The sequence below is a fragment of the Clostridium sp. M62/1 genome (genome assembly GCF_020736365.1).
Taxonomy (GTDB): domain Bacteria; phylum Bacillota; class Clostridia; order Lachnospirales; family Lachnospiraceae; genus Otoolea; species Otoolea saccharolyticum_A.
Genome location: NZ_CP085988.1, coordinates 3,244,342 through 3,265,831, shown reverse-complemented (window position 1 = coordinate 3,265,831; position 21,490 = coordinate 3,244,342). Strand labels below are relative to the sequence as shown.

The 21,490-nt window shown below is 50.9% G+C and carries 19 protein-coding genes and 1 pseudogene; 15 read left to right on the top strand and 5 right to left on the bottom strand.

What is annotated here, in order from left to right:
- Positions 1 to 24: 24 nt before the first annotated feature.
- The 4 genes from LK436_RS15235 to LK436_RS15220 all read left to right on the top strand — a co-directional run bounded on the left by LK436_RS15235 (position 25) and on the right by LK436_RS15220 (position 3,567).
- A complete protein-coding gene (locus LK436_RS15235; RefSeq protein WP_008395395.1) occupies positions 25 to 270 on the top strand; it encodes a FeoA family protein in 246 nt (81 codons plus the stop codon).
- Positions 267 to 2,270 carry a ferrous iron transport protein B gene (gene feoB / locus LK436_RS15230; RefSeq protein WP_008395394.1) on the top strand — a complete coding sequence of 668 codons (2,004 nt, stop codon included), beginning with the start codon at positions 267 to 269 and terminating at the stop codon, positions 2,268 to 2,270. Before LK436_RS15235 ends, feoB begins: the two co-directional genes overlap by 4 nt.
- A 107-nt stretch (positions 2,271 to 2,377) precedes the next feature.
- The gene (locus LK436_RS15225) at positions 2,378 to 3,148 is read left to right on the top strand and encodes a threonine/serine exporter family protein (protein ID WP_008395392.1); all 771 of its coding nucleotides are present in this window, start codon (positions 2,378 to 2,380) and stop codon (positions 3,146 to 3,148) included.
- The gene (locus LK436_RS15220; RefSeq protein WP_008395389.1) at positions 3,148 to 3,567 is read left to right on the top strand and encodes a threonine/serine exporter family protein; all 420 of its coding nucleotides are present in this window, start codon (positions 3,148 to 3,150) and stop codon (positions 3,565 to 3,567) included. The genes LK436_RS15225 and LK436_RS15220 overlap by 1 nt, the downstream gene beginning before the upstream one ends.
- Here LK436_RS15220 and LK436_RS15215 read toward each other — a convergent pair.
- Positions 3,527 to 4,486 (bottom strand): DUF5688 family protein, encoded by a 960-nt coding sequence (locus LK436_RS15215; RefSeq protein ID WP_008395388.1) that lies wholly within the window; start codon positions 4,484 to 4,486, stop codon positions 3,527 to 3,529. The two genes, LK436_RS15220 and LK436_RS15215, sit on opposite strands and share 41 nt — an antisense overlap.
- Before the next feature lie 1,140 nt (positions 4,487 to 5,626).
- Positions 5,627 to 6,592 carry a radical SAM protein gene (locus LK436_RS15210; protein ID WP_044930380.1) on the bottom strand — a complete coding sequence of 322 codons (966 nt, stop codon included), beginning with the start codon at positions 6,590 to 6,592 and terminating at the stop codon, positions 5,627 to 5,629.
- 148 nt (positions 6,593 to 6,740) lie between these two features.
- On the opposite strand from LK436_RS15210, the gene LK436_RS15205 reads away from it, so the two are divergent.
- Positions 6,741 to 7,490 carry an AzlC family ABC transporter permease gene (locus LK436_RS15205; protein ID WP_044930512.1) on the top strand — a complete coding sequence of 250 codons (750 nt, stop codon included), beginning with the start codon at positions 6,741 to 6,743 and terminating at the stop codon, positions 7,488 to 7,490.
- Positions 7,480 to 7,806 carry a branched-chain amino acid transporter permease gene (locus LK436_RS15200; RefSeq protein WP_008395381.1) on the top strand — a complete coding sequence of 109 codons (327 nt, stop codon included), beginning with the start codon at positions 7,480 to 7,482 and terminating at the stop codon, positions 7,804 to 7,806. Before LK436_RS15205 ends, LK436_RS15200 begins: the two co-directional genes overlap by 11 nt.
- Positions 7,807 to 7,906: 100 nt before the next feature.
- Here the strand turns inward: LK436_RS15200 and LK436_RS15195 are convergent, their stop codons facing one another.
- Positions 7,907 to 8,212: a hypothetical protein gene (locus LK436_RS15195; protein ID WP_008395380.1), complete on the bottom strand. Its 306-nt coding sequence runs from the start codon at positions 8,210 to 8,212 to the stop codon at positions 7,907 to 7,909.
- A gap of 54 nt (positions 8,213 to 8,266) precedes the next feature.
- A pseudogene (locus tag LK436_RS15190) lies at positions 8,267 to 8,765 on the bottom strand (DNA-deoxyinosine glycosylase).
- Positions 8,766 to 8,958: 193 nt separating this feature from the next.
- Between LK436_RS15190 and ftsH the strand changes: the two are divergent.
- On the top strand, positions 8,959 to 11,058 hold the full coding sequence (ftsH, locus tag LK436_RS15185) for an ATP-dependent zinc metalloprotease FtsH (protein ID WP_008395377.1): 2,100 nt from the start codon (positions 8,959 to 8,961) through the stop codon (positions 11,056 to 11,058).
- Positions 11,059 to 11,220: 162 nt separating this feature from the next.
- Here the strand turns inward: ftsH and LK436_RS15180 are convergent, their stop codons facing one another.
- On the bottom strand, positions 11,221 to 12,702 hold the full coding sequence (locus tag LK436_RS15180; protein ID WP_008395375.1) for a DUF1846 domain-containing protein: 1,482 nt from the start codon (positions 12,700 to 12,702) through the stop codon (positions 11,221 to 11,223).
- 270 nt (positions 12,703 to 12,972) lie between these two features.
- Between LK436_RS15180 and LK436_RS15175 the strand changes: the two genes are divergently transcribed.
- From LK436_RS15175 to LK436_RS15140, 8 genes are all read left to right on the top strand, one after another.
- Positions 12,973 to 14,283, top strand: coding sequence for a putative glycoside hydrolase (locus tag LK436_RS15175; RefSeq protein WP_008395374.1), 1,311 nt, complete (start codon positions 12,973 to 12,975; stop codon positions 14,281 to 14,283).
- A gap of 15 nt (positions 14,284 to 14,298) precedes the next feature.
- Positions 14,299 to 15,138 (top strand): DUF1653 domain-containing protein, encoded by an 840-nt coding sequence (locus LK436_RS18580; protein WP_008395373.1) that lies wholly within the window; start codon positions 14,299 to 14,301, stop codon positions 15,136 to 15,138.
- 86 nt (positions 15,139 to 15,224) lie between these two features.
- Positions 15,225 to 17,090, top strand: coding sequence for an excinuclease ABC subunit UvrC (gene uvrC, locus LK436_RS15165; RefSeq protein ID WP_008395372.1), 1,866 nt, complete (start codon positions 15,225 to 15,227; stop codon positions 17,088 to 17,090).
- Positions 17,091 to 17,211: 121 nt separating this feature from the next.
- On the top strand, positions 17,212 to 18,141 hold the full coding sequence (gene hprK, locus LK436_RS15160) for an HPr(Ser) kinase/phosphatase (protein ID WP_021966411.1): 930 nt from the start codon (positions 17,212 to 17,214) through the stop codon (positions 18,139 to 18,141).
- Positions 18,142 to 18,249: 108 nt separating this feature from the next.
- A complete protein-coding gene (murB, locus tag LK436_RS15155; protein WP_008395370.1) occupies positions 18,250 to 19,308 on the top strand; it encodes a UDP-N-acetylmuramate dehydrogenase in 1,059 nt (352 codons plus the stop codon).
- A 3-nt stretch (positions 19,309 to 19,311) separates the two neighbouring features.
- Positions 19,312 to 20,193, top strand: coding sequence for an RNase adapter RapZ (gene rapZ / locus LK436_RS15150; RefSeq protein WP_008395369.1), 882 nt, complete (start codon positions 19,312 to 19,314; stop codon positions 20,191 to 20,193).
- A gap of 2 nt (positions 20,194 to 20,195) precedes the next feature.
- Positions 20,196 to 21,155: a DNA-binding protein WhiA gene (gene whiA, locus LK436_RS15145; protein WP_021966413.1), complete on the top strand. Its 960-nt coding sequence runs from the start codon at positions 20,196 to 20,198 to the stop codon at positions 21,153 to 21,155.
- Between the two features lie 34 nt (positions 21,156 to 21,189).
- Positions 21,190 to 21,444, top strand: a complete 255-nt coding sequence (locus tag LK436_RS15140) for an HPr family phosphocarrier protein (protein ID WP_044930377.1) — start codon at positions 21,190 to 21,192, stop codon at positions 21,442 to 21,444.
- Positions 21,445 to 21,490: the final 46 nt, after the last annotated feature.

Sequence of the window (21,490 nt, the reverse complement as noted above, 5' to 3'; positions counted from 1 at the left end):
TCTGGACGAAGGACGGAGAGAGATATGAAACTATATGAAGGAATAAAAGGAGAGAGCTACCTTGTCAGAGAGGTGATGGTAGCCGACCGTCTGACCAGGCGTCTGGAAGCCCTTGGCGTCAATGAAAAGACAAAAATTACCATTATGAATAAAAAAAAGAGCGGGTCCCTGATTGTAAAGGTGAGAGGCACCCGGCTGGCTCTTGGGCGCGGCATTGCAGAGGGAATTGAAATCCAGCCCTTGGACGGAAGGGAGGGAACGGCACAGTGAGCGGACAGAATCAGGAAAAACAGATAACCGTTGGCTTTGTGGGAAATCCAAACTGCGGAAAGACTACGCTGTTCAACGCATTTACAGGAGCAAAGCTCAAGGTGGCCAACTGGCCAGGCGTGACAGTCGAGCGGGTGGAAGGGGAGACAAGCTACAAGGGGCGCCCCATCCGGGTCATCGACCTGCCGGGAATCTACAGCCTGACCTCCTATACTATCGAGGAGCGGGTCACGAGAAAATGTATTGAGGAAAATGAGGTGGATGTCATCATCAATGTTGTGGACGCCTCATCTCTGGAGAGAAATCTCTATCTGACCCTGCAGCTTCTGGAGCTTAAAAAGCCGGTAATCCTGGCCTTAAACATGATGGATATTGTGGAGGAGAGGGGAATGGAGATCGATCTCCACCGCCTTCCCGAGATGCTTGGCGGCATCCCGTGTATCCCTGTATCGGCCAGAAAAAGAACAGGTCTTGATGTGCTGATGCATGCAGTGGTTCACCACTACGAGGAGGGGCCTCATGGCATTGTCGTCCGCTATCAGGAGCCTATTGAGAGGCTTATTGAAAAGACGGAGGTGGTCCTGAGAGCCAGGTTCGGCGAGATGGAAAACCTTCGCTGGCATGCGATAAAAATGCTGGAATACGATGAAACCGTGTGTCAGGAGCACCCGGTGGATCTGAGCAATATTATCGACAGAAGCTACGAAAAGGACATTATCAATGAGAAATATGACTACATAGAGGAGATTATCTCTGAGTGCCTGGTCAACAAGGAGAGCAAGTCAGAGCGGACCGATCAGATAGACCGGCTTCTGACACATCCGGTTCTGGGAATTCCGGTTTTCCTTGGAATTATGGCGCTGGTATTTTTCTTCACCTTTACCGTAGGCGATTTTCTGAAAGGTTATTTTGAGGCAGGGCTGGACTGGTTCTCTGCCTCGGCCCAGGCGTTTCTGACGGGTATTCACGTGGCCGGCTGGATGGAGTCTTTAATTGTCGATGGCATTATTGCGGGAGTAGGCGGTATTTTGACCTTCCTCCCCAACATTTTCATCCTGTTTCTTGCGCTGGCCTTTTTGGAGGACAGCGGCTACATGTCCCGTGTGGCCTACGTTATGAACGAAACCATGGGAATGGTGGGCCTGTCGGGAAAGGCCTTTCTCCCCATGCTTCTGGGATTTGGATGTACGGTTCCGGCGATTATGGCGACCAGGGCACTGGAAAGCCAGAAGGACAGGCGGCGCACCATTCTTGTGACCCCCTTTATGTCCTGCTCCGCCAGACTTACGATTTACGTTCTGTTTGCAGAACTGTTCTTCCCGGATCATGCCCTTCTGGTAGCTTATTCCCTCTACCTGATCGGCCTTGCAGTGGCGATTCTGGTGGCATTTATCGTATACCGTTCCTCAAAGGAGGAGTATGAGAATATACTCCTGATTGAGCTTCCGGAGTACAAGACGCCCAATGGGCGTACGGTGGCGATCTATGTCTGGGACAAGGTGAAGGATTACCTGACAAAGGCGGGAACCACCATTTTTGTGGCTTCCATCATTCTCTGGTTTATCTTAAATCTGGGGCCGTCTGGTCTGGTGACAGATGTATCGGACAGCTTTGCCGCAATGATTGGCCATTATATTTCCTTCCTCTTAGTTCCGGCAGGACTTGGAAGCTGGCAGATTGTCGTTGCCCTCATCTCAGGGATCTCGGCAAAGGAGGTTGTGGTTTCCAGCTTTTCCGTGCTCTACGGAATCGGAAACATCAACTCGGCAGGAGGCATGGCACAGCTTGGCACAGCGCTGTCGGCCTCTGGCTTCGGACCGGTCAATGCTTATGCGCTGATGATTTTCTGTCTGCTCTATACCCCATGCGCGGCCACGATTGCCACGATCAAGCGGGAAACCCATTCCTGGAAGTGGACCTGCGGCATGATGGCATTCCAGCTGATCGTGGCCTGGGTAGCTGCCGTGGCGGTCTACCAGGTGGGAAGCCGGCTTTTCTGACAGGACAGAAATCAGAGAGCGATTCTGAAACAGTTCTGCAGAGCGGATGAAAGATATTCCCCGCAATCCGAAATTTGCGGCCTGGAGGAGTTAAAGGAGTACGACGAATGAAAGACAGAGTGCTGGTAGATATGGCGGCGCTGGCAGGTGAGATTATGCTGGTCAGCGGAGCGGAAATTTACCGGGTGGAAGATACAATTATCCGTATTCTCCGATATTCGGGAGCAGCGGAGACAGAGGTGGTTGTAATGGCCACCGGTATTTTCATTACTTTAGCGTCCGCTGAGGGGGAACCTCTCAGCGTGGTGCGCAGAGTCAGGAAGCGGGCGACGAATATGAACCGTGTTTACCGGGTAAACGATGTATCGAGAAGGTTCTGCAGGGGAACGCTTTCCCTGGAGGATTCTGGAAAACAGCTGAGGGAGATTGCAGGGGAAATCCAATATGGCAGAAAGCTGCGCATCCTCGGCTATACGCTCACGCCGGCCGCCTTCGCCATCATGTTCGGCGGCGGCTGGCTGGAGGTTCTGGCAGCCGGGGCCTTCGGAATGGTGATGGCTCTCCTTGAGATTCTGATTGGACGGGTGCGGCTGAATGATTTCTGTTCCAGCGCCTCGGAGGCTTTTATCGCGGCGTTTCTCTCCCTGGCTGTCCAGGCTGCTTTTCTGCCCTCTCTCAATATCGATGCAGTGATTATCAGCGACCTGATGCCGCTTGTGCCGGGGGTAACCTTTACCTCGGCTATCAGAGATACTTTAAATGGAGATTACACATCTGGAATAGCGAGGATCCTTGAAGCCATTGTGGTTGCCCTGGCGGTGGCTTCCGGCACAGGAGCGGCCATGATGCTTGGCGGAATGTTGGGAGGTGCGGTGTAATGGCGGCTCAGGCAGTAGCTTCGTTTATCGCGATTGTGGGTTTTGGAATTCTTTTGGAAGTGCCGGCGAGGCATGTGATCCATGCAGGGATTGCAGGTGCTGTCTGCTGGCTTTCCTATCTTCTGGTGCAGGAGATGGGCTATTCCCTTATTGCTGCAGCATTCTGGTCAAGCATACTGGTGGCTTTGCTGAGCCATATTTTTGCCAGGGTGTTTAAGGCGCCTGTTACAGTGTTCCTTGTATCGGGAATTCTCCCGACTGTACCGGGGGCTTCCATTTACCGCTGTGTCTATTACATGATACAGGGGGATCCGGCTCTGTCCAATTCCTATTTCATAGAAACTCTTCAGATTTCAGGTGCAATGGCTATGGCGATTTTTATTGTGGATTCCATTTTCCGTCTGATGCAGAAACAGTAAGGGGCAGGGAAATCCGATCACAGGAGGCCTGATAATAATAGACATGATCAGACAGCTGCTCTTCGGCAGAAACCTCAAGCCGGTTGATCTCGCAGATCATCTGATTAGTTTCTTCAACTGTGAGGCTCTTGTTCACAGGGCTTAAGAGGACTTCGTGGATGCTTGATGGGAGGATGAACAGATCATCCCCTGTAAGCGCTGCGAAGTCTTTTAATATGTCCGGATAAAACATACAGGCAGCGCCGTAAAGTCCTGCTGAATTTGTCAGAATATAGAGGTTTACAGGCGAAGCCTCCTCAAAAAGACAGGTGAGCGCTTCCTTGTCGAGAACCTGTGTGAGAGTATTTTTGGGAACAGAGAAGAGAAAATTTTCGATGGGCTCGATTTTGGCAGGAAGGAGGCGGGGAGTGTTTTGTTCTGCCAGGCGATAAAGCTCTCTGGAGTCCGTGCCCCACAGGCTTGCATGTTCGTTGCGGATCAGAACGGTCATCTGTCCGTCCTCCTTCTGTTCCAGGATCAGATAAAAAATCAGAGCCAGATCCAGAAAACGGATATGTGGTACAGAAGAGAGAAGAGCTTCATTCTTCCGGCTGGAAACGAGACGGAAAGCTACTTTTTCTGACACCTGTGAGAAATCGTAAATCCATGTGTCAAGCTCTGGGCTAAAGGCTCTCCTGTCTGCAGATGCCTCCAGAATCGAAGAGGCTATCTCAGAGACAGGGGTGCCCTTCAGAGCTTCCTCATAGTAGGACTCAAGATAGACTGCCGGGGCAAAGGGGGAATCCTTTTCCCGGATGCACAGCCCGTCCATCTCGATTCCGTTGTTTTTCAGGACTTTCTGGATACTGACGGACACTTCCGGGCCGGCCTGTGCCTTCACAGCTAAAAGAATTGCAGATAGAAAATTTTCGTATGTCATAGAATCTCTCCTTCAGATTAAGAAAATGTGTAAAAGTGGAAAAATTTCAGGGATAATCAGAAAAGGCGCAGGCGCCGTTCAGAATTATCAATGAGATTAAAAGAAATTAAAAGAAATCAAAAAGTTTAAGAATGTTAAGAGCAGCTTCAGAGGCGAAGGCTTACAGCCAGACGGGAGCAAACAGATAGGAAGATATCTCAGGCTGCCGGTCAGAGCATAAAAATAGAGTGCGTAAGAGCTGAAACCGGTACAGAAGGCAGATGGAAATAAGCTGCAGACCAGAAAACAGAACTTAAACGATAGAGAAAAACAGAAGAGAAACAGAATCTGGAAAGATGGAAATATTATACCGAAACAGAGAGGAAATTACAAGGACTTTTCAGAAGAATTGCAGAAGATTTCCTAAAAGAATGAAAAATCTGCCCTTGAGTAGGAGCATAAGTAAGAGCAGGATTGGGGGGACCGCCGGTGCCGGTGCCGGAAGAAAGCAGACCGTCCCCTGAAAGAGAAACAAAAAAGACTGAAATTAAATATATAATACAAAAAATATCTATAAATATTAAAATATAAACATTGATAACAAAATAAAATGGGATAAAGTCCTGTATAAAATAAATAACAATAAAAAACAACAAAAAAGTATTGACAAAATCAATTTTAATGTATATAATAAAGACAACAAAACAAAAGAACTTAACCACTAATCCAAAGGAATTTTCCAAAAGGAAAAAGTCCAAAGGAAATCTCAGATAAGGAGGTACAGACCACCAGGAGAATCAATTTAGTCTGATACATTTCAAATAAATGAATCAGACAGAGGAACCCCCTAAAACCTTTATAGAAGAGGAGGCCGAAAAAATATCTATTAAAAATTCGAAAGAGTCGGCTTAGTAATATGACGAGAAAGTATTATTAGGAAGAACGGTTCGCAGCGAAATAGGTAAAGGAGTGAACGAAAAAGATTCGGCAGAGAAAAATAAAGGAAAGGGGAAAAGAAAACTTCATATAGATAAACTAATGAAACGAGGTACAAACCCATGGATGAGATAGTTTAAAGCGGGTATTGATGAATAAAATAACATCAATACCCGCTTTTTCTGCGGTAAAATCCTGGCTCGGCTGAAGGAGCAGGTGACCGGTTTAAATTCCCTGCAGCTCAAACGGCGGCGTATACTCTTCCTTTGCGCTGCTTTTTTCCTGCATAAAACCGCTGTCAAGCCCGAGAGCTATGGCATGGTCGACTACTTTCTCATATTCATAGGTGGTGATGCGGCGGTTTATTTCAGGATAGTCCTGGCTTTTATAGAAGGGGGTGTACTGGCTCATCAGGCTGATGAGGAACTGTTCTCTGGGAAGAGACCGGCTGATCCAGTCCAGCAGCCGTATAGAATCTTCCTTCTGGCCGGGCAGAACCATATGGCGGATAATGGTGCCTCTTTTCATCAGGCGGCAGGTCTGCTGGCCGTCGGAAAAATCCTCGAAGACAAGAGGGCCGGTCTGACGGATCATGAGTTTGACAGCCTCAGATGCAACCTCAAAATAGTCAGGGGCCGCAGAGTAGCGCCGGGAAAGGGAGCTGTCCATGTATTTCAGATCCGGCAGCCAGATGTCTATATACGGCTCAAGGGTGCGGATGGTTTCCAGACTTTCATATCCGCCGCAGTTGTAGACGACCGGGATGGTGAGCCGCCCTTTGACGCGGTCAAGGGCCTGTATGACAGAGGGCACATACTGAGTGGCTGTGACCAGGTTGATATTGTGCGCGCCCTGCTCCTGCAGTTCCAGAAAGATATCGGCAAGACGGGAGAGGCTGATTTCCCGCCCAAATCCCTCACTGCTGATTTTATAATTCTGACAGAAACAGCAGCGCAGAGTACACCCGGAGAAAAAGACGGTGCCGCTTCCGTTTATGCCGCTGATGCAGGGCTCTTCCCACTGGTGCAGAGCAGCCCGGGCTGCTTTTGCGACAGGGCCGCAGCCACAGAAGCCAGATTCCCTGTACCTGTCGACGCCGCAGCTGCGAGGACAGAGGCGGCAGGACTTGTAGGCGTCCATAAAGGATAAACTGTTATAATCTGAAGTTATATCTGATGTCTGATAATTCATATCTCCCCCGATTGACATGGCTGACAGAAGCCTTTAAAATAATTTAACATATCAGTCTGCCGCAGGGCAGTTTTCTGTGACTGCTGCCGGCCCGGAAAACTCCTCTGCAGACAGATTCGACAATAAGTATAGCAGGAGCAGGGGAAAAATGGCAAGAAAAAAACGGACGGACAGCCCTTTTATGCAGGCATTTCCCAAAACAGTACCCGTGATGGTAGGCTATCTGTTTTTAGGGATCGCTTATGGAATTCTGATGAGTGTGAATGGTTTTGGCGCCATATGGGCTGTGCTGATGAGCATTATCGTGTATGCCGGAAGTCTGCAGTACGTGGGCATTAATCTTCTGACAGCAGCCGTGAGCCCGGCAGCTGCTTTTCTGATGGCTCTGATGATCAATGCACGCCATCTTTTCTATGGAATTTCCATGTTGGGAAAATATTCCGAAATGGGAAAATGGAAGCCCTATCTGATTTTCGGACTGTCAGACGAAACCTTTTCCGTCGTCTGCGCTGAGCCCCGGCCTGAAAACCAGACAGAGAAGAGAAAATTTTTCTGGATCACATTTCTTGACCAGTGCTACTGGGTGGCAGGAACCCTTTTAGGCTCTGCTGCCGGAGAAGTGATTTCTTTCAATACGGAAGGGCTGGATTTTGCCCTGACTGCGCTTTTTGTAGTAATTTTTACAGAACAGTGGCTGTCGGCTGACAGTCACGTTCCGGCGCTGACGGGAGTGATCTGTTCTGTCATCAGCCTGGCCCTGTTCGGTGCAGACCGGTTTATCATTCCGGCTATGCTCCTGATCCTGGCTGCGGTCTCGGCCCGTTACAGGAAGAATGCGTCGGAATTAAAGGGAAAAGGGATAACAAAAGAGAAGGGAGAAGAGTTTAATGGACAATAGATATATGCTTATGATTCTGGCAGCCCTGACAGCGGGGACGGTGATAACCAGGTTTCTGCCCTTTCTTCTGTTTCCCCAGGGCAGGAAAATGCCCAGATACGTGGAGTATCTGGGCGGGACGCTTCCCTATGCCACCATGGGGCTTTTAGTTGTCTACTGCCTGAAGGGAGTGGATATCCTTCAGGCTCCCTTTGGGATTCCGGAGATTTTGTCCTGCGCAGCTGTGGCGCTGCTCCATGTGCTGAAAAGAAATTCTCTTTTGAGCATCGGGGCGGGGACTGTGCTCTATATGGTTCTGGTGCAGGCCGTATTTTAGGCGGGCACCTGGAACAGGGAACAGAAGGCAGAGCAGAGTCCTTCTCTGACCGGACATAAACTGATCAGCCAGAGGGAAATTAGTCCCCGCATACTGCGACTTAAGGGGTGTCCGTGGCGGAAGGAATTTTGGGAAGCATGTGGTGAATATCATCATATGCTTCCCTTTCTGCTTCCGACTGGGGAAGGGAGGGAATCAGTCCGGTGCAGTCCGTGGCGGAGCAGGTATCCAGATCCGATATATCTGAAAAGCGGGGAGGATTCCTGTCCATAGCCCGCAGCTCTTTTTCATACCGTCTCCGCAGTTCATCCGCGGTCATTTTCCGGATGGGAGGATTTTTTTCCGGATGCATCCTCTCCCCGTTTCTGCTGTAATTGCTGTCATCACTTTCATGGATAGATTTCATATGATCACCTCATCCTATAATGTGTTCCGCAGATGAAAAAATATGCGCTTGCGTTTACGCATCCTGCAGAGCAGTTCTGACAGCATTCCAGGCTGTGACAAGGCGGTCGAGAGACCAGGCGGCATTGGCAGGGCTTGTGGAAGGAAGGCAGAGGGCAGGTCTGCCGGTATCGTTCAGACAGTATTTGTCGTAGAGCCTGCCGGCGGTTCTGCCGTTTGTAAAAATCTGGCACACAGGGGCGGCGCAAAGGATGCGGTTCAGGTTATTTGGAACTGCATTCCGGATGGAACTGTCGCTGGACCCCGTTATCTCGCAGCTTTCTATGACGTCCCACAAAGCGATATGGTTTCTCAGCAGAAATTCCTTTTTTTTCAGCAATGTCTGACGGAAGCGGCTGGCCGGTTACGGCTGCCAGCACACGCCAGAAACGATTCTGGGGATGGCCGTAAAAAAACTGGCTTTCCCTGGATTTGACGGAGGGAAAGGAACCCAGAATCAAAATTTTGGAATGGCTGTCAAAAACAGGGGGAATCGTGTGTATTTCTCTTGACATAAGTGCTCTCCTTCGCAGATTTTTTCAAGCGTACCACAAAAAAGCCGGGTGCGCAACCCGCCCCAGGGGGAGAAGGGACGGCTGATCTTTATAACATTTTAATATTTTCAGTTCTTGATTTATGGGGAGATGGACACTATAATGGTATAGAATAGGTGGAGCATAATCTATTCAGAATGGAGAACTTACATTTATGGATAACAACAGTAAGAATGGCAACAATCAGAAAGAGCCGAAGAGAGGGAACATTACGGTTTTTGTCATTACCATGATCTTTACATTAATCTGTGTCATGGGCATGAACTCACTGCTGAACCGGACGAATACGGAAAAGCTGCCGTACAGCGAGTTTAACGACATGCTGGAAAATGGTGAGGTAGAATCGGTAGTCATTAACGGAAATAAGATTACGATTATTCCAAATGAGAAATCTGACAAGTACACAGCCAGCAGAGATAGATGGGGAAACCTGATTGGAAAGGAGTATTATACAGTACCGATCTACGATCCGGATCTGTTGAATAAGCTGGAACAGGCGGGAGTGGAGAGATACGAGGAGGCTGAAGCTGATGCCAGCGCCCAGGTTATGGCTTTCCTCATGAGCTGGATTCTGCCGGTTGCGCTACTGTTCCTGCTTTTTAACTTTATGATGAAAAGGATGGGCGGCGGAAACGGAATCATGGGTGTTGGAAAGAGCAACGCCAAGGTCTATGTCCAGAAGGAAACAGGCATTACCTTCAAGGACGTGGCAGGTGAGGACGAGGCCAAGGAGTCGCTGAAGGAGATTGTGGATTTTCTTCACAACCCCGGAAAGTACACGAAGATTGGCGCAAAGCTGCCCAAGGGCGCGCTGCTGGTAGGCCCTCCGGGAACCGGAAAGACACTGCTTGCCAAGGCTGTGGCAGGAGAGGCGAAGGTGCCGTTCTTCTCCCTGTCTGGTTCTGACTTTGTGGAGATGTTTGTGGGCGTGGGAGCCTCCCGTGTCCGCGACCTGTTTAAGCAGGCTCAGGAGTCTGCGCCGTGTATTATTTTCATTGACGAGGTGGACGCCATCGGAAAAAGCCGTGATTCCCGTCTGGGAGGGAATGATGAGAGGGAGCAGACCTTAAACCAGCTTCTCTCGGAGATGGATGGTTTTGATTCCTCCAAGGGACTTCTCGTTATGGCTGCCACTAACCGTCCGGAGATTCTGGATCCGGCTCTTCTGCGCCCCGGCCGTTTTGACAGACGGGTGATTGTAGATAAACCGGACTTAAAGGGAAGAATCAATATCTTAAAGGTTCACTCAAAGGATGTAAAGCTGGATGAAACCGTAAACTTTGAGGAGATTGCGCTGGCTACCTCCGGCGCCGTAGGCGCGGATCTGGCCAATATGATGAATGAGGCCGCCATCACAGCCGTCAAGCACGGCCGCAGTGCCGTTTCACAGAAGGATCTGTTTGAGGCGGTGGAGGTTGTTCTGGTAGGAAAAGAGAAAAAGGACAGGATTCTCAGCAAAGAGGAGCGCAGGATTGTATCCTACCACGAGGTAGGCCATGCGCTGGTAAATGCCCTTCAGAAGGATGCAGAGCCGGTTCAGAAGATTACCATTGTTCCGAGAACGATGGGTGCTCTGGGCTACGTGATGCAGGTTCCTGAGGAGGAAAAATACTTAAATACAAAGAAAGAAATCCATGCCATGCTGGTAGGCTTTCTGGCCGGCCGCGCGGCAGAGGAGATTGTCTTTGACACGGTAACCACAGGAGCAGCCAACGATATTGAACAGGCCACAAGAATTGCCAGAGCTATGGTGACCCAGTACGGAATGTCTGATAAGTTCGGACTGATGGGGCTTGCCACCAGAGAGGATCAGTACCTGAGCGGACGAACCGTGTTAAACTGCAGCGACGAGACAGCGGCAGACATTGACAAAGAGGTCATGATGATTCTCAAGGAGGCTTACGACGAGGCGAAGCAGATGCTGTCAGAGAACAGGGATGCTCTTGACGCCATAGCGGCCTTCCTGATTGAGAAGGAAACGATTACCGGCAAGGAGTTTATGAAGATCCTTCGCGAGATCAAGGGGCTGCCTGAGCCGGAGGAGGGCAGCAGGGAAAGCCGTCTGGAGGAAAAGAAAGAATCGCCAGACAGAGGCGCCCTGCAGGAGACTGAAAGCTCCGCTGCTGAGGCGGCGGAAGAATCTGAGGCTGACTGTTTGCCCTCCGGTGCACCGGCAGATTCAGACACAGGGGACAGCGGGAATGTGACTGTGAAAGAAAGCGGAGCGGATAAAAAAACGGACTCTGAAGAATAGGAACACCCTAAGAAACTGAGAAAATAAATGGAAAAGCAGGCCGCTTCGGCGGCAGCAAAAAACGCCTGTGCAGATGGAAAGTATACATGAATGTGTCTTTCTCCTCTGCACAGGCGTTTTTTAACAGTTTTTCCGGGGCCGTTTCTGCGGCTCCCGAAACGTCTAGTGGTAGAGCTTTTTATGCTCGTAAACGGGTTCACAGGTCAGCTCCACGCCGAGCTTCTTGAACACCTTAATGTCCACATCGGAGAGCATAACAGAGGTGTGAACCTGGCAGCCCTTCAGCTTTGGAAGCTGCTTCATAGCCTTCTGTGCAACCTCGTCGGAGGCTGCGCAGGCGGAGAGAGCGATGAGGATTTCATCTGTATGGAGGCGAGGATTGACACCGCCCAGGTAATCCACCTTCAGCTTCTGGATTGGCTCAATAGAGGCCGGGGAGATCAGATGGCGCTCATGGGGGATCCCTCCCAGAACCTTTACTGCGTTGAGCAGGAGGGCGGCAGATGCACCCAGCAGGTTGCTGGTCTTTCCTGTAACGATAGTTCCGTCCGGCAGTTCAAGAGCAGCAGCCGGAGCACCTTCTTTTTCAGCCAGCTCATTGGCGGCAGGAACGACGGCTCTCATGTCTGTGGAAATTTTGGCCTGTTTCATCAGGAGCTCAATCTTGTAAACCTCGTTCTTAGCGCCTGGCTGCTCCTTGACTACACGGCTTAATGCCTGATAATAGCGGCGGATAATCTCCTGTCTGGAGGCCTCACAGCAGGCTTCGTCATCACAGATGCAGTTGCCGGCCATGTTTACGCCCATATCGGTGGGAGACTTGTAGGGGCAGCTTCCGTAAATGCCCTCGAAGATAGCATTGAGAACAGGGAAAATTTCAATATCCCGGTTGTAGTTGACAGTAGTTACGCCGTATGCCTCCAAGTGGAAGGGATCGATCATATTTACATCATTCAGATCCGCCGTGGCCGCCTCATAGGCCAGGTTGACCGGATGCTTGAGCGGAATATTCCAGATAGGGAAGGTTTCAAACTTGGCGTAGCCGGCCTTGATCCCTCTCTTATTTTCGTGGTAGAGCTGGGACAGGCAGGTAGCCATCTTTCCGCTGCCGGGGCCTGGAGCAGTCACGATCACCAGCGGCTTTGTAGTTTCAATGTACTCATTCTTTCCATATCCCTCGTCGCTGACGATAAGGGATACATTGGATGGATACCCCTCAATGATATAGTGGCGGTAAACCTTGATTCCGAGATTCTCCAGCTTCTTTTTAAAGAGATCAGCGCTGGACTGTCCTGAATAGTGAGTAATCACAACGCTTCCTACGTAAAGACCCTTATCCGTGTAGGTCTGAATCAGGCGGAGAACATCCACGTCATAGGTAATTCCGAGATCGGAACGGACTTTGTTTTTCTCAATGTCTGCCGCGTTGATGGCGATGACGATTTCAGCCTGATCTGCAAGCTGAAGAAGCATGCGCAGCTTACTGTCAGGTGCAAAGCCCGGGAGCACCCTTGAAGCATGGTAGTCGTCAAACAGCTTCCCGCCGAATTCCAGATAAAGCTTGTCACCGAACTGTCCGATTCTCTCGCGGATGTGATCGGACTGCATTTTCAGATACTTGTCATTATCGAATCCTGTTCTCATATTTTACCGTCCTTATCTAATCTGTAAATTTTGTACCACTGTAAATTTTCCTATCTATTATGCTACAAAAAATGGATTTTGAGTAGAGGGAAAATCAATTTTTTTGGAAAAACTTTCTCTGAGGCGGTGAAACGGAGGATGCAGAAGGGTCAGGAGAGAAAATCAGAGCTGCTATTTTTCTGCAGGTGAAGAGGGATTTTGACTGGCACAGGCGGGTGGAAAATGATATAATAGCCAGGATAAGAAGGGATAAAAGAAAAGAGAAAAGTTATGTTTGAAAATAGAGGAAAGAAGAGAGCGCTGCTTGCTGCGCTTTTGCTTGCCGCAGCTTTGCCCCTGGCAGGCTGCACAAGATATACGCCTCCGGAAATGGAGAGCGGGGAGGCTGTACCGGAGAGCGGGAGGGCTGTCCAGGAAACAGCGGAAACTGATGAAGGCCAAGCGGCGGCCGAAGGAACAGCTTCCGGTAAATCGGGAGAAGATGAGAGCACTGTGAGGGCAGAGGCTGCCGGGCCTGTGATTGAAATTTACGACGATGCCTGGAGCACAGACAGCCCCAGGGAACCCGTAAAAGTAAAAGGGATCTATATCTCGGCTTATGCAGCGGGAAGCAGGGAGAGGATGGCCCGGATTATCGAGGAGATCGACAGGACAGAGCTGAACGCTGTGGTGATTGATTTTAAGGATGACAACGGAAATATCACGGCAGAGGTGGAAAGCCCGATGCTTCAGGAGCTGGGGGTCTGCAGGCCCTATATCAGTGATCTGCCCGGACTCCTTTCGGAGCTCAGGGAACATGGCATTTACACCATTGCCAGAGTAGTCTCTCTTCGGGATCCGAAGATGGGTGAGACAAGGCCCCAGTGGTGTTTTCAGTCAGAGAGCGGAGAGGTTCTGAGAGACAGTGATAAAATGGCCTGGCTGGATCCGTACAATGAGGAGGTACGGGAGTACCTGGCGGAAGTCGGAAGGCAGGCGGCGCTGGCAGGATTTGACGAGGTGCAGTTTGACTATATCCGTTTTTCTACAAATAACAGTCTGCAGAAGGCAGCTGCGAAAGCAGCGGGAGAAAGCTCAAAAACAGACATTATCACGGAGCTTGCAGGATATATATATGATGAGCTGAGCAGTGAGGGAGTGTATGTGTCGGCGGATGTATTTGGAGCGATTATCTCCAGCAGCGGCGATGCCCAGGCAGTGGGACAGGACTATGCCGCTCTGGCCTCCAGCCTGGACTATATCTGTCCTATGATTTATCCGTCCCACTATGGAGATGGAAATTTTGGACTGGACCATCCGGATCTGCATCCCTATGAAACGATTATGGGGGCCCTGGCAGACTCAAAGACGGCTCTTGACACGGCAGGAGCTGAAACGACACAGAAAACGGCGGTGGTGCGGCCGTGGCTTCAGGATTTTACGGCTTCCTGGCTGAAAAATCACATTGCCTACGGCGGCGAGGAGATCCGAAGCCAGATCCAGGCGGTTTATGATGCAGGCTATGAGGAATGGATCCTGTGGAGCGCATCGAACAAATACCATTACGGCGCATTGGAATCAGAGGAAGAGCAGCAGAATTAAAGGACGGAGGCAGATATGATGGACAGAATCCCAAAACCGGGAGAATTTTACCGGCATTTTAAAAATAACATGTATCAGGTACTGGCAGTTGCAGAACACTCAGAAACAGGGGAGCAGCTTGTGATCTACCAGGCACTTTACGGTACGTTTGGAATCTATGCCCGCCCCCTGAGCAGCTTTGTGAGCCCGGTGGACAGAGAAAAATACCCCGATGCGGCCCAGCACTACCGCTTTGAGCGGGTAGAGCTCAGAAAACCGGGAGCAGTCACAGCTGCCGCCTCACCTGCTTCTCAGCCGGCGCCGTCCGGACAGGAGGAAAAGGCGGGAGAAGGGCCAGGCGCAGACAGCCGGTCAGAAAAGCTGCAGGGCCTGCAGGAACCGGGAAGAGGCAGCCAGAACGGGGAGGCGCAGCCCGGGGAGGAAACAGGGGAGAAGAATTCAGAAGCTCCGTCAGAGGAGGAGCGCTCCCGCATTTATGAGAGGGCAGCCTATGAGAGGGAGACTTATGGGAGAGACAGCGGTCTTGCAGGACGGGGGATTGTATCGTCCCAGAGAGCCGGAGGCTACGGCTTTTCTCCGATTGAGCCGGTTCCGGATCAGCCAAATCCCTTTCTGATTGAATTTCTCGATGCCGAGGACATAGAGGATCAGCTGGCCATACTCCGCAAGATGGAGGGCTGTGTGGGAAAGAGGGAGCTGGACAGCATCTGCGTGTACCTGGATATCAGCACCCGCTATGGCAGCCTTGAGGAGCAGACAGAGGGAATCCGAAAGTACCTGAAAATGCAGCTGAAGTATGACGCATCACGGCTGCGCAGGGGTTATCAGGAGCCGATGGGGAGAGGCCGGGACTAGGACAGACCGGGTGAGGCAGCGAACCGGGGACAGGGCAGACAAGATGAAAAAAGCGTGAGAACAGCAGAAGGTGGAGAATCAGCCCAATGTTTAATATAGAAGAGGAACTGAAGAAGCTCCCGGCCCAGCCGGGGGTTTACATTATGCACGACGACAAGGATGAGATAATCTATGTGGGAAAGGCCATCAGCCTGAAAAACAGGGTGCGCCAGTATTTCCAGAGCAGCAGGAACAAGACGGCGAAGATTGAAAAGATGGTTTCCCGGATCGCCAGATTTGAGTACATCCTGACTGACTCGGAGCTGGAGGCTCTTGTGCTGGAATGCAATCTGATCAAGGAGCACAGGCCGAAATACAATACCATGCTCAAGGACGACAAGACGTATCCTTACATTAAAGTGACGGTCTCCGAGGCTTTTCCCAGAATCCTGTTTTCCAGGACAATGAAAAAGGATAAAAACAAGTATTTCGGCCCCTTTACCAGCTCCGGGGCAGTGAAGGATATGATTGACCTGCTCCATAAGATTTACCGGATCAGAACGTGTTCCAGAAACCTGCCGAGGGACATCGGAAAGGACAGGCCCTGTCTTTACTACCATATCAGGCAGTGCGACGGGCCCTGCCAGGGATTTATCTCACAGGAGGATTACCAGAAGCAGATTAAAGAGGTTCTGGATTTCCTGAGCGGAAAATACGATCCGGTGACAAAGCTCCTGACAGACAGGATGTACGCGGCCTCAGAGGAGATGGAGTTTGAGAAGGCGGCGGAATACAGGGACCTGTTAAAGAGTGTGCGCCAGATTGCCCAGAAGCAGAAGATCACGAGCCAGAGCATGGATGACCGTGATATTATCGCTATGGCCAAGGATGAGCGGGATGTGGTGGTACAGGTATTCTTTGTCAGGGACGGAAGACTGATCGGCAGAGAGCATTTCCATGTGGAGGCTGGGACGGCGGAGACAAACAGCCAGATTTTAAACGGCTTTGTCAAGCAGTTCTATGCGGGGACGCCCTTCATCCCCCATGAGATCTGGTGCCAGGAGGAGCTGGAGGACGCAGAGGTAATATCCAGCTTTTTAAGCGGCAGAAGAGGGCAGAAGGTGAAAATCCTCGTTCCCAAGAAGGGGGAGAAGGAGAAGCTGGTAGAGCTTGCCAAGAAGAATGCCAAGATGGTGCTTGACCAGGACAAGGAGAAAATCAAGAGGGAGGAGCTGCGCACGACAGGCGCCATGAACCAGATAGGAGGCCTCATCGGGCTTTCCAGGGTGAGGCGGATTGAGGCTTATGATATTTCCAATATCAGCGGCTTTGAGTCAGTAGGCTCCATGATTGTCTATGAGGATGGAAGGCCAAAGAGGAACGACTACAGAAAATTCCGCATAAAGACGGTCCAGGGACCCAACGACTACGCATCCATGAGGGAGGTTCTCACCAGGAGATTTTCCCACGGGCTTGCGGAGCGGGAGGAGATCCTGGAGGGAGGCGGGGATCTCTCCATGGGAAGCTTTACCCGTTTTCCGGACCTGATTATGATGGACGGCGGCAGAGGCCAGGTCAATATTGCCCTGGAGGTGCTTGAAGAGCTTGGAATCGCCATCCCCGTCTGCGGAATGGTGAAGGATGACAGCCACAGAACCAGGGGGCTTTACTACAACAACGAGGAGGTTCCCATTGACAGGTATTCAGAAGGGTTTAAGCTCATCACAAGGATTCAGGATGAAGCCCACCGGTTTGCCATAGAATATCACAGAAGCCTCAGGGGAAAGACGCAGGTGCGCTCGGTGCTGGATGACATCAGGGGGATTGGCCCTGCCAGAAGGAAGGCGCTTATGCGCTATTTTAAGACCATTGAGGCGGTCAGAGAGGCAGGCGTGGAGGAGCTTCTTGAGGTCCCTCAGATGAATCAGGCAGCGGCGGAGGCCGTTTACAGCTTCTTTCACAGTCAGGGGTGACAAATAGCAAAAAAGATGGTACGATCAGAAAATATGAAGACACAGGACGCGGAAGGAACGAACAGAGGGAAAAACCGCGGGAAACGTGAAAAAAGAAAACGCAGAAAAGGAGAAACATGCCATGTATGGAGTAACGATCAAAGAGCTGATTGAGAAGATGGATCTGAAAAATATGACGCCAGAGCTGGATACGGAGAAAACAGTGCTGGTTCACCCGGATGTAAACCGTCCGGCTCTGCAGCTTACCGGCTTTTTCGATCATTTTGACAAGGAGAGGGTTCAGATCATCGGGTATGTGGAGCAGGCCTATCTGGATACGCTCACCAGCGAAAGACGGCGTCAGGTCTACGACAAGCTGATTTCCAGCAAGATTCCGTGTCTGCTTTACAGCCGCGGGATGCAGCCGGACGAGTGCGTGCTGGAGCTGTGCAATTATTACGGAGTTCCCTGCATGGTGTCTAAAAAGCCTACGTCCAATCTGATGGCAGAGGTGATCCGCTGGCTGAATGTAAAGCTGGCCCCTATGATCAGCATTCACGGTGTTCTGGTCGATGTGTTCGGCGAGGGCGTGCTGATTATGGGAGAGAGCGGAATCGGAAAAAGCGAGGCTGCCCTGGAGCTGATTAAGAGGGGACACAGGCTGGTCAGCGACGATGTGGTAGAGCTCAGGAGAGTCAGTGACGACACTCTGATCGGCTCCGCACCTGATATTACCCGCCATTTTATCGAGCTTCGGGGAATCGGGATCATCGATGTGAAGACGCTGTTCGGTGTGGAGAGCGTGAAGGATACCCAGTCCATCGACATGGTAATCAAGCTGGAAGAGTGGGATAAGGACAGAGAGTACGATCGCCTGGGAATGGAAGATCAGTATATCGAGTTTTTGGGAAATAAGGTAGTGTGCCACTCCATTCCCATCCGTCCCGGCAGAAACCTGGCGATTATTGTAGAATCCGCCGCCGTCAATTACAGACAGAAGAAAATGGGCTACAATGCGGCAAAGGAGCTCTACAACCGTGTTCAGGCCAATCTGGCTGTAAAAAACGATTAAGGGACTGAGAACAGTTTTTTTGCCGGAAGAACGCTTCGCCTGCAGAAAGGCACACTTGACCTGCTCAGGACGGGAGCGGTGGAAAAATGGAAAGGATAAAGACAGCTTATGCGTGATTTTTATGAGAGTCTCTGTGAGGCAGCAGGGGGAGAGGCCGTAAGGGCAGACGAGCCCATGGCTGCCCACACGACCTTCCGGACAGGAGGAAAGGCCGCATTTTTTGCGGCTGTGCAGAATGAGGCAGCGCTGCGGCGTGTGACGCTTCTGTGCAGGGAGCGGGGGGTACCATTTTATCTTCTGGGAAACGGAAGCAACCTTCTGGTGGGCAGCAGGGGCTATGACGGGGTGATGATTAAGCTGGAGGGAGAGTTCCTTGGCTGCAGCCTGGAAAAAGACAGGGATGCCGTCTGCGAGAAGGACGGAAATAAAGGCCAGGCAGCAGGAGAGAGGCTTCCCCTCCGGACTGCGGAGGACGGCAGCGTGACTGTCTGCGCCGGAGCCGGGATTCTTCTCTCCCGAATCGGACGTCTGGCTATGGAAAGCGGGCTTACAGGCTTTGAGTTCGCAGCGGGAATCCCCGGAACCCTGGGAGGGGCCGTGGTGATGAACGCCGGGGCCTACGGCGGCGAGATGAAGGACATTCTGAGCTCTGTACGGGTGATGGAGAGGGAGGGGCAGATCCGCGAGCTTCCTGCACAAGAGCTTGCCCTGTCCTACCGCCACAGCTGTGTTCCGGAGAGGGGACTGACCGTCCTCTCTGCAAGGCTGACTCTCAGAAAAGGGGAGGAAGGAAGGATACGGGCCAGGATGGAAGAGCTTTCCGCAGCCAGGCGGGAAAAGCAGCCCCTTGAATACCCCAGCGCGGGAAGCACATTTAAAAGGCCGGAGGGCTATTTTGCAGGAAAGCTCATCCAGGATGCAGGGCTTAAGGGGTACTCTGTGGGAGGAGCCCAGGTTTCTGAAAAGCATGCCGGCTTTGTCATCAACAGAAATCAGGCCACACCGGAGGATATAAGAGCACTGATAGAGGAAGTACAGAAGAGAGTATGGGAGACGTCAGGCGTTTGCCTTGAGCCTGAGGTAAAGTTTCTGGGCTTTGAAAATGAAAACAGACAGCAGGAGCTTTTCAGGGGCAGGCAGGAGGCAGACGGTGCAGAGAAGGAGTAGATTATGCGTCTTGTCATCGTAACGGGAATGAGCGGAGCCGGAAAGACGGCAGCCCTTAAAATGCTTGAGGATATGGGATTTTACTGTGTGGATAACCTTCCGATCCAGCTGGTGGGAAAGTTTGCGGAGCTGATAAGCGCTGGAAGAGGAGAACACAGCCGGGCGGCCCTGGGAATTGACATCAGAAGCGGGGAATCTCTGGAAGAGCTGGGAGCCGTTTTGAAGGAATGGGATCAGAAGGGATTTTCCTATGAAATCCTGTTTCTGGACGCCAGCGACGAGGTTCTCATCAAGCGGTATAAGGAAACCAGGAGAAGCCATCCCCTGGCAGGCCTGGAGCGGATTGACCGGGGGATTGAGAGGGAGCGAAGGAGGGTGGCTTTCCTGAAAAAGAAGGCCGACTATATCCTGGATACCAGTATGCTCCTGACTAAGGAGCTTCGGATGGAGCTGGAAAAAATCTTTGTGTCCAATGAGGATTACAGGAGTCTGTTTGTGACCGTGCTCAGCTTCGGTTTTAAGTACGGCATACCGGTGGATGCGGATCTGGTGTTTGATGTGCGCTTTCTGCCCAACCCCTACTATGTGGATGAGCTGAAAAATCACACGGGCAATGAGGCGAAGGTACAGGAGTTTGTCATGGGCGGAGGGCTTGCAGAGGAATTCCTGAAAAAGCTCTACGATATGGTTGTCTTTCTCCTTCCCCACTATGTGGAGGAGGGAAAGAACCAGCTTGTCATCGCGGTGGGATGTACCGGAGGAAAGCACCGCTCTGTCACCATCGCCAATCAGCTCTATGAGAGGCTTTCCTCTGAGGAGGATATAGGTCTTAAAATTGAGCACAGAGATATTGAGAAGGACAGCAGGAGAAAGCAGGAGGGTTAGATTTGTCTTTTTCTTCACATGTGAAAGAGGAGCTGTCTAGGCAGGTGAGCCCTGCCAGACACTGCCAGATAGCGGAGACAGCGGCTATTCTGAGCCTGTGCGGGAAGGTTCATATTACGGAGGACAACAGCTACACCATACGGATCCATACGGAAAATGTGGCTGTTGCAAGAAAATACTTTACTTTACTGAAAAAAGCATTTAATATTAGAGCGGATGTGGCAATCCGCAGGAATGCATTTTTGAAAAAAAACAGAACGTATACAGTGGCAGTCAGGAAAAATGAGGATGCGGTGAGAGTGCTGCAGGCGGCCCGGCTTCTCTGCGAGGACGGGGACGTGTATGAGAACATGTCTGTTGTCAAAAACCTGATCATCCAGAATTCCTGCTGTCGTAGAGCCTTTATCCGGGGGGCCTTTCTAGCCGCTGGATCTATCAGTGATCCGGAAAAATTTTATCATTTTGAGATTGTCTGCGCGTCCATGGAGAAGGCGGAGCAGCTGAAAGAGATCATAGCGACTTTTTCCGTTGAGGCAAAAATAGTTGTCAGGAAGAAGTATTATGTGGTATATATTAAAGAGGGCAGTCAGATCGTGGAGATCCTCAGTGTCATGGAGGCTCCTGTAGCTCTGATGGAGCTTGAGAACATCAGAATTCTCAAGGAGATGAGAAACAGTGTGAACCGCCAGGTCAACTGTGAAACTGCCAATATTAATAAGACAGTGTCCGCTGCCGTCAAGCAGCTGGAAGATATTGAGTATATCAGGGACACAGTCGGACTGGACTATCTGCCTGAATCACTAGCTGAGATCGCCCAGGCGAGATTGGAACGGCCAGATGCAACTTTGAAGGAACTTGGAGAAGCCCTCAGTCCGCCAGTGGGAAAATCAGGAGTCAACCACCGGCTGAGAAAGGTCAGCGCCATTGCTGAGAACCTGCGGGGGCAGAGAGAACAGCAGTAGGGAATTGTTCCTTAAAAGAATGAGGAGGAAAGTTATGAGAAGTAAGGAAATCACTATCGAACTGGCATCAGGTCTGGAGGCGCGCCCGGTTGCCATGCTGGTACAGGTGGCGAGTCAGTATGAAAGCCGTATTTATATGGAATACGCAAATAAAAAGGTAAATGCCAAGAGCATTATGGGAATGATGTCCCTTGTACTTCCGGTAGGCGAAAAGGTGTCTGTCACAGCAGACGGAAGCGATGAGGAGCTGGCGATCGAAAATATCGAGAGATACCTGTCTGCACAGTAGGAAGCTGTATGTCCGGCTGCTGTGGAAAGGCAAGATATAGATGGAC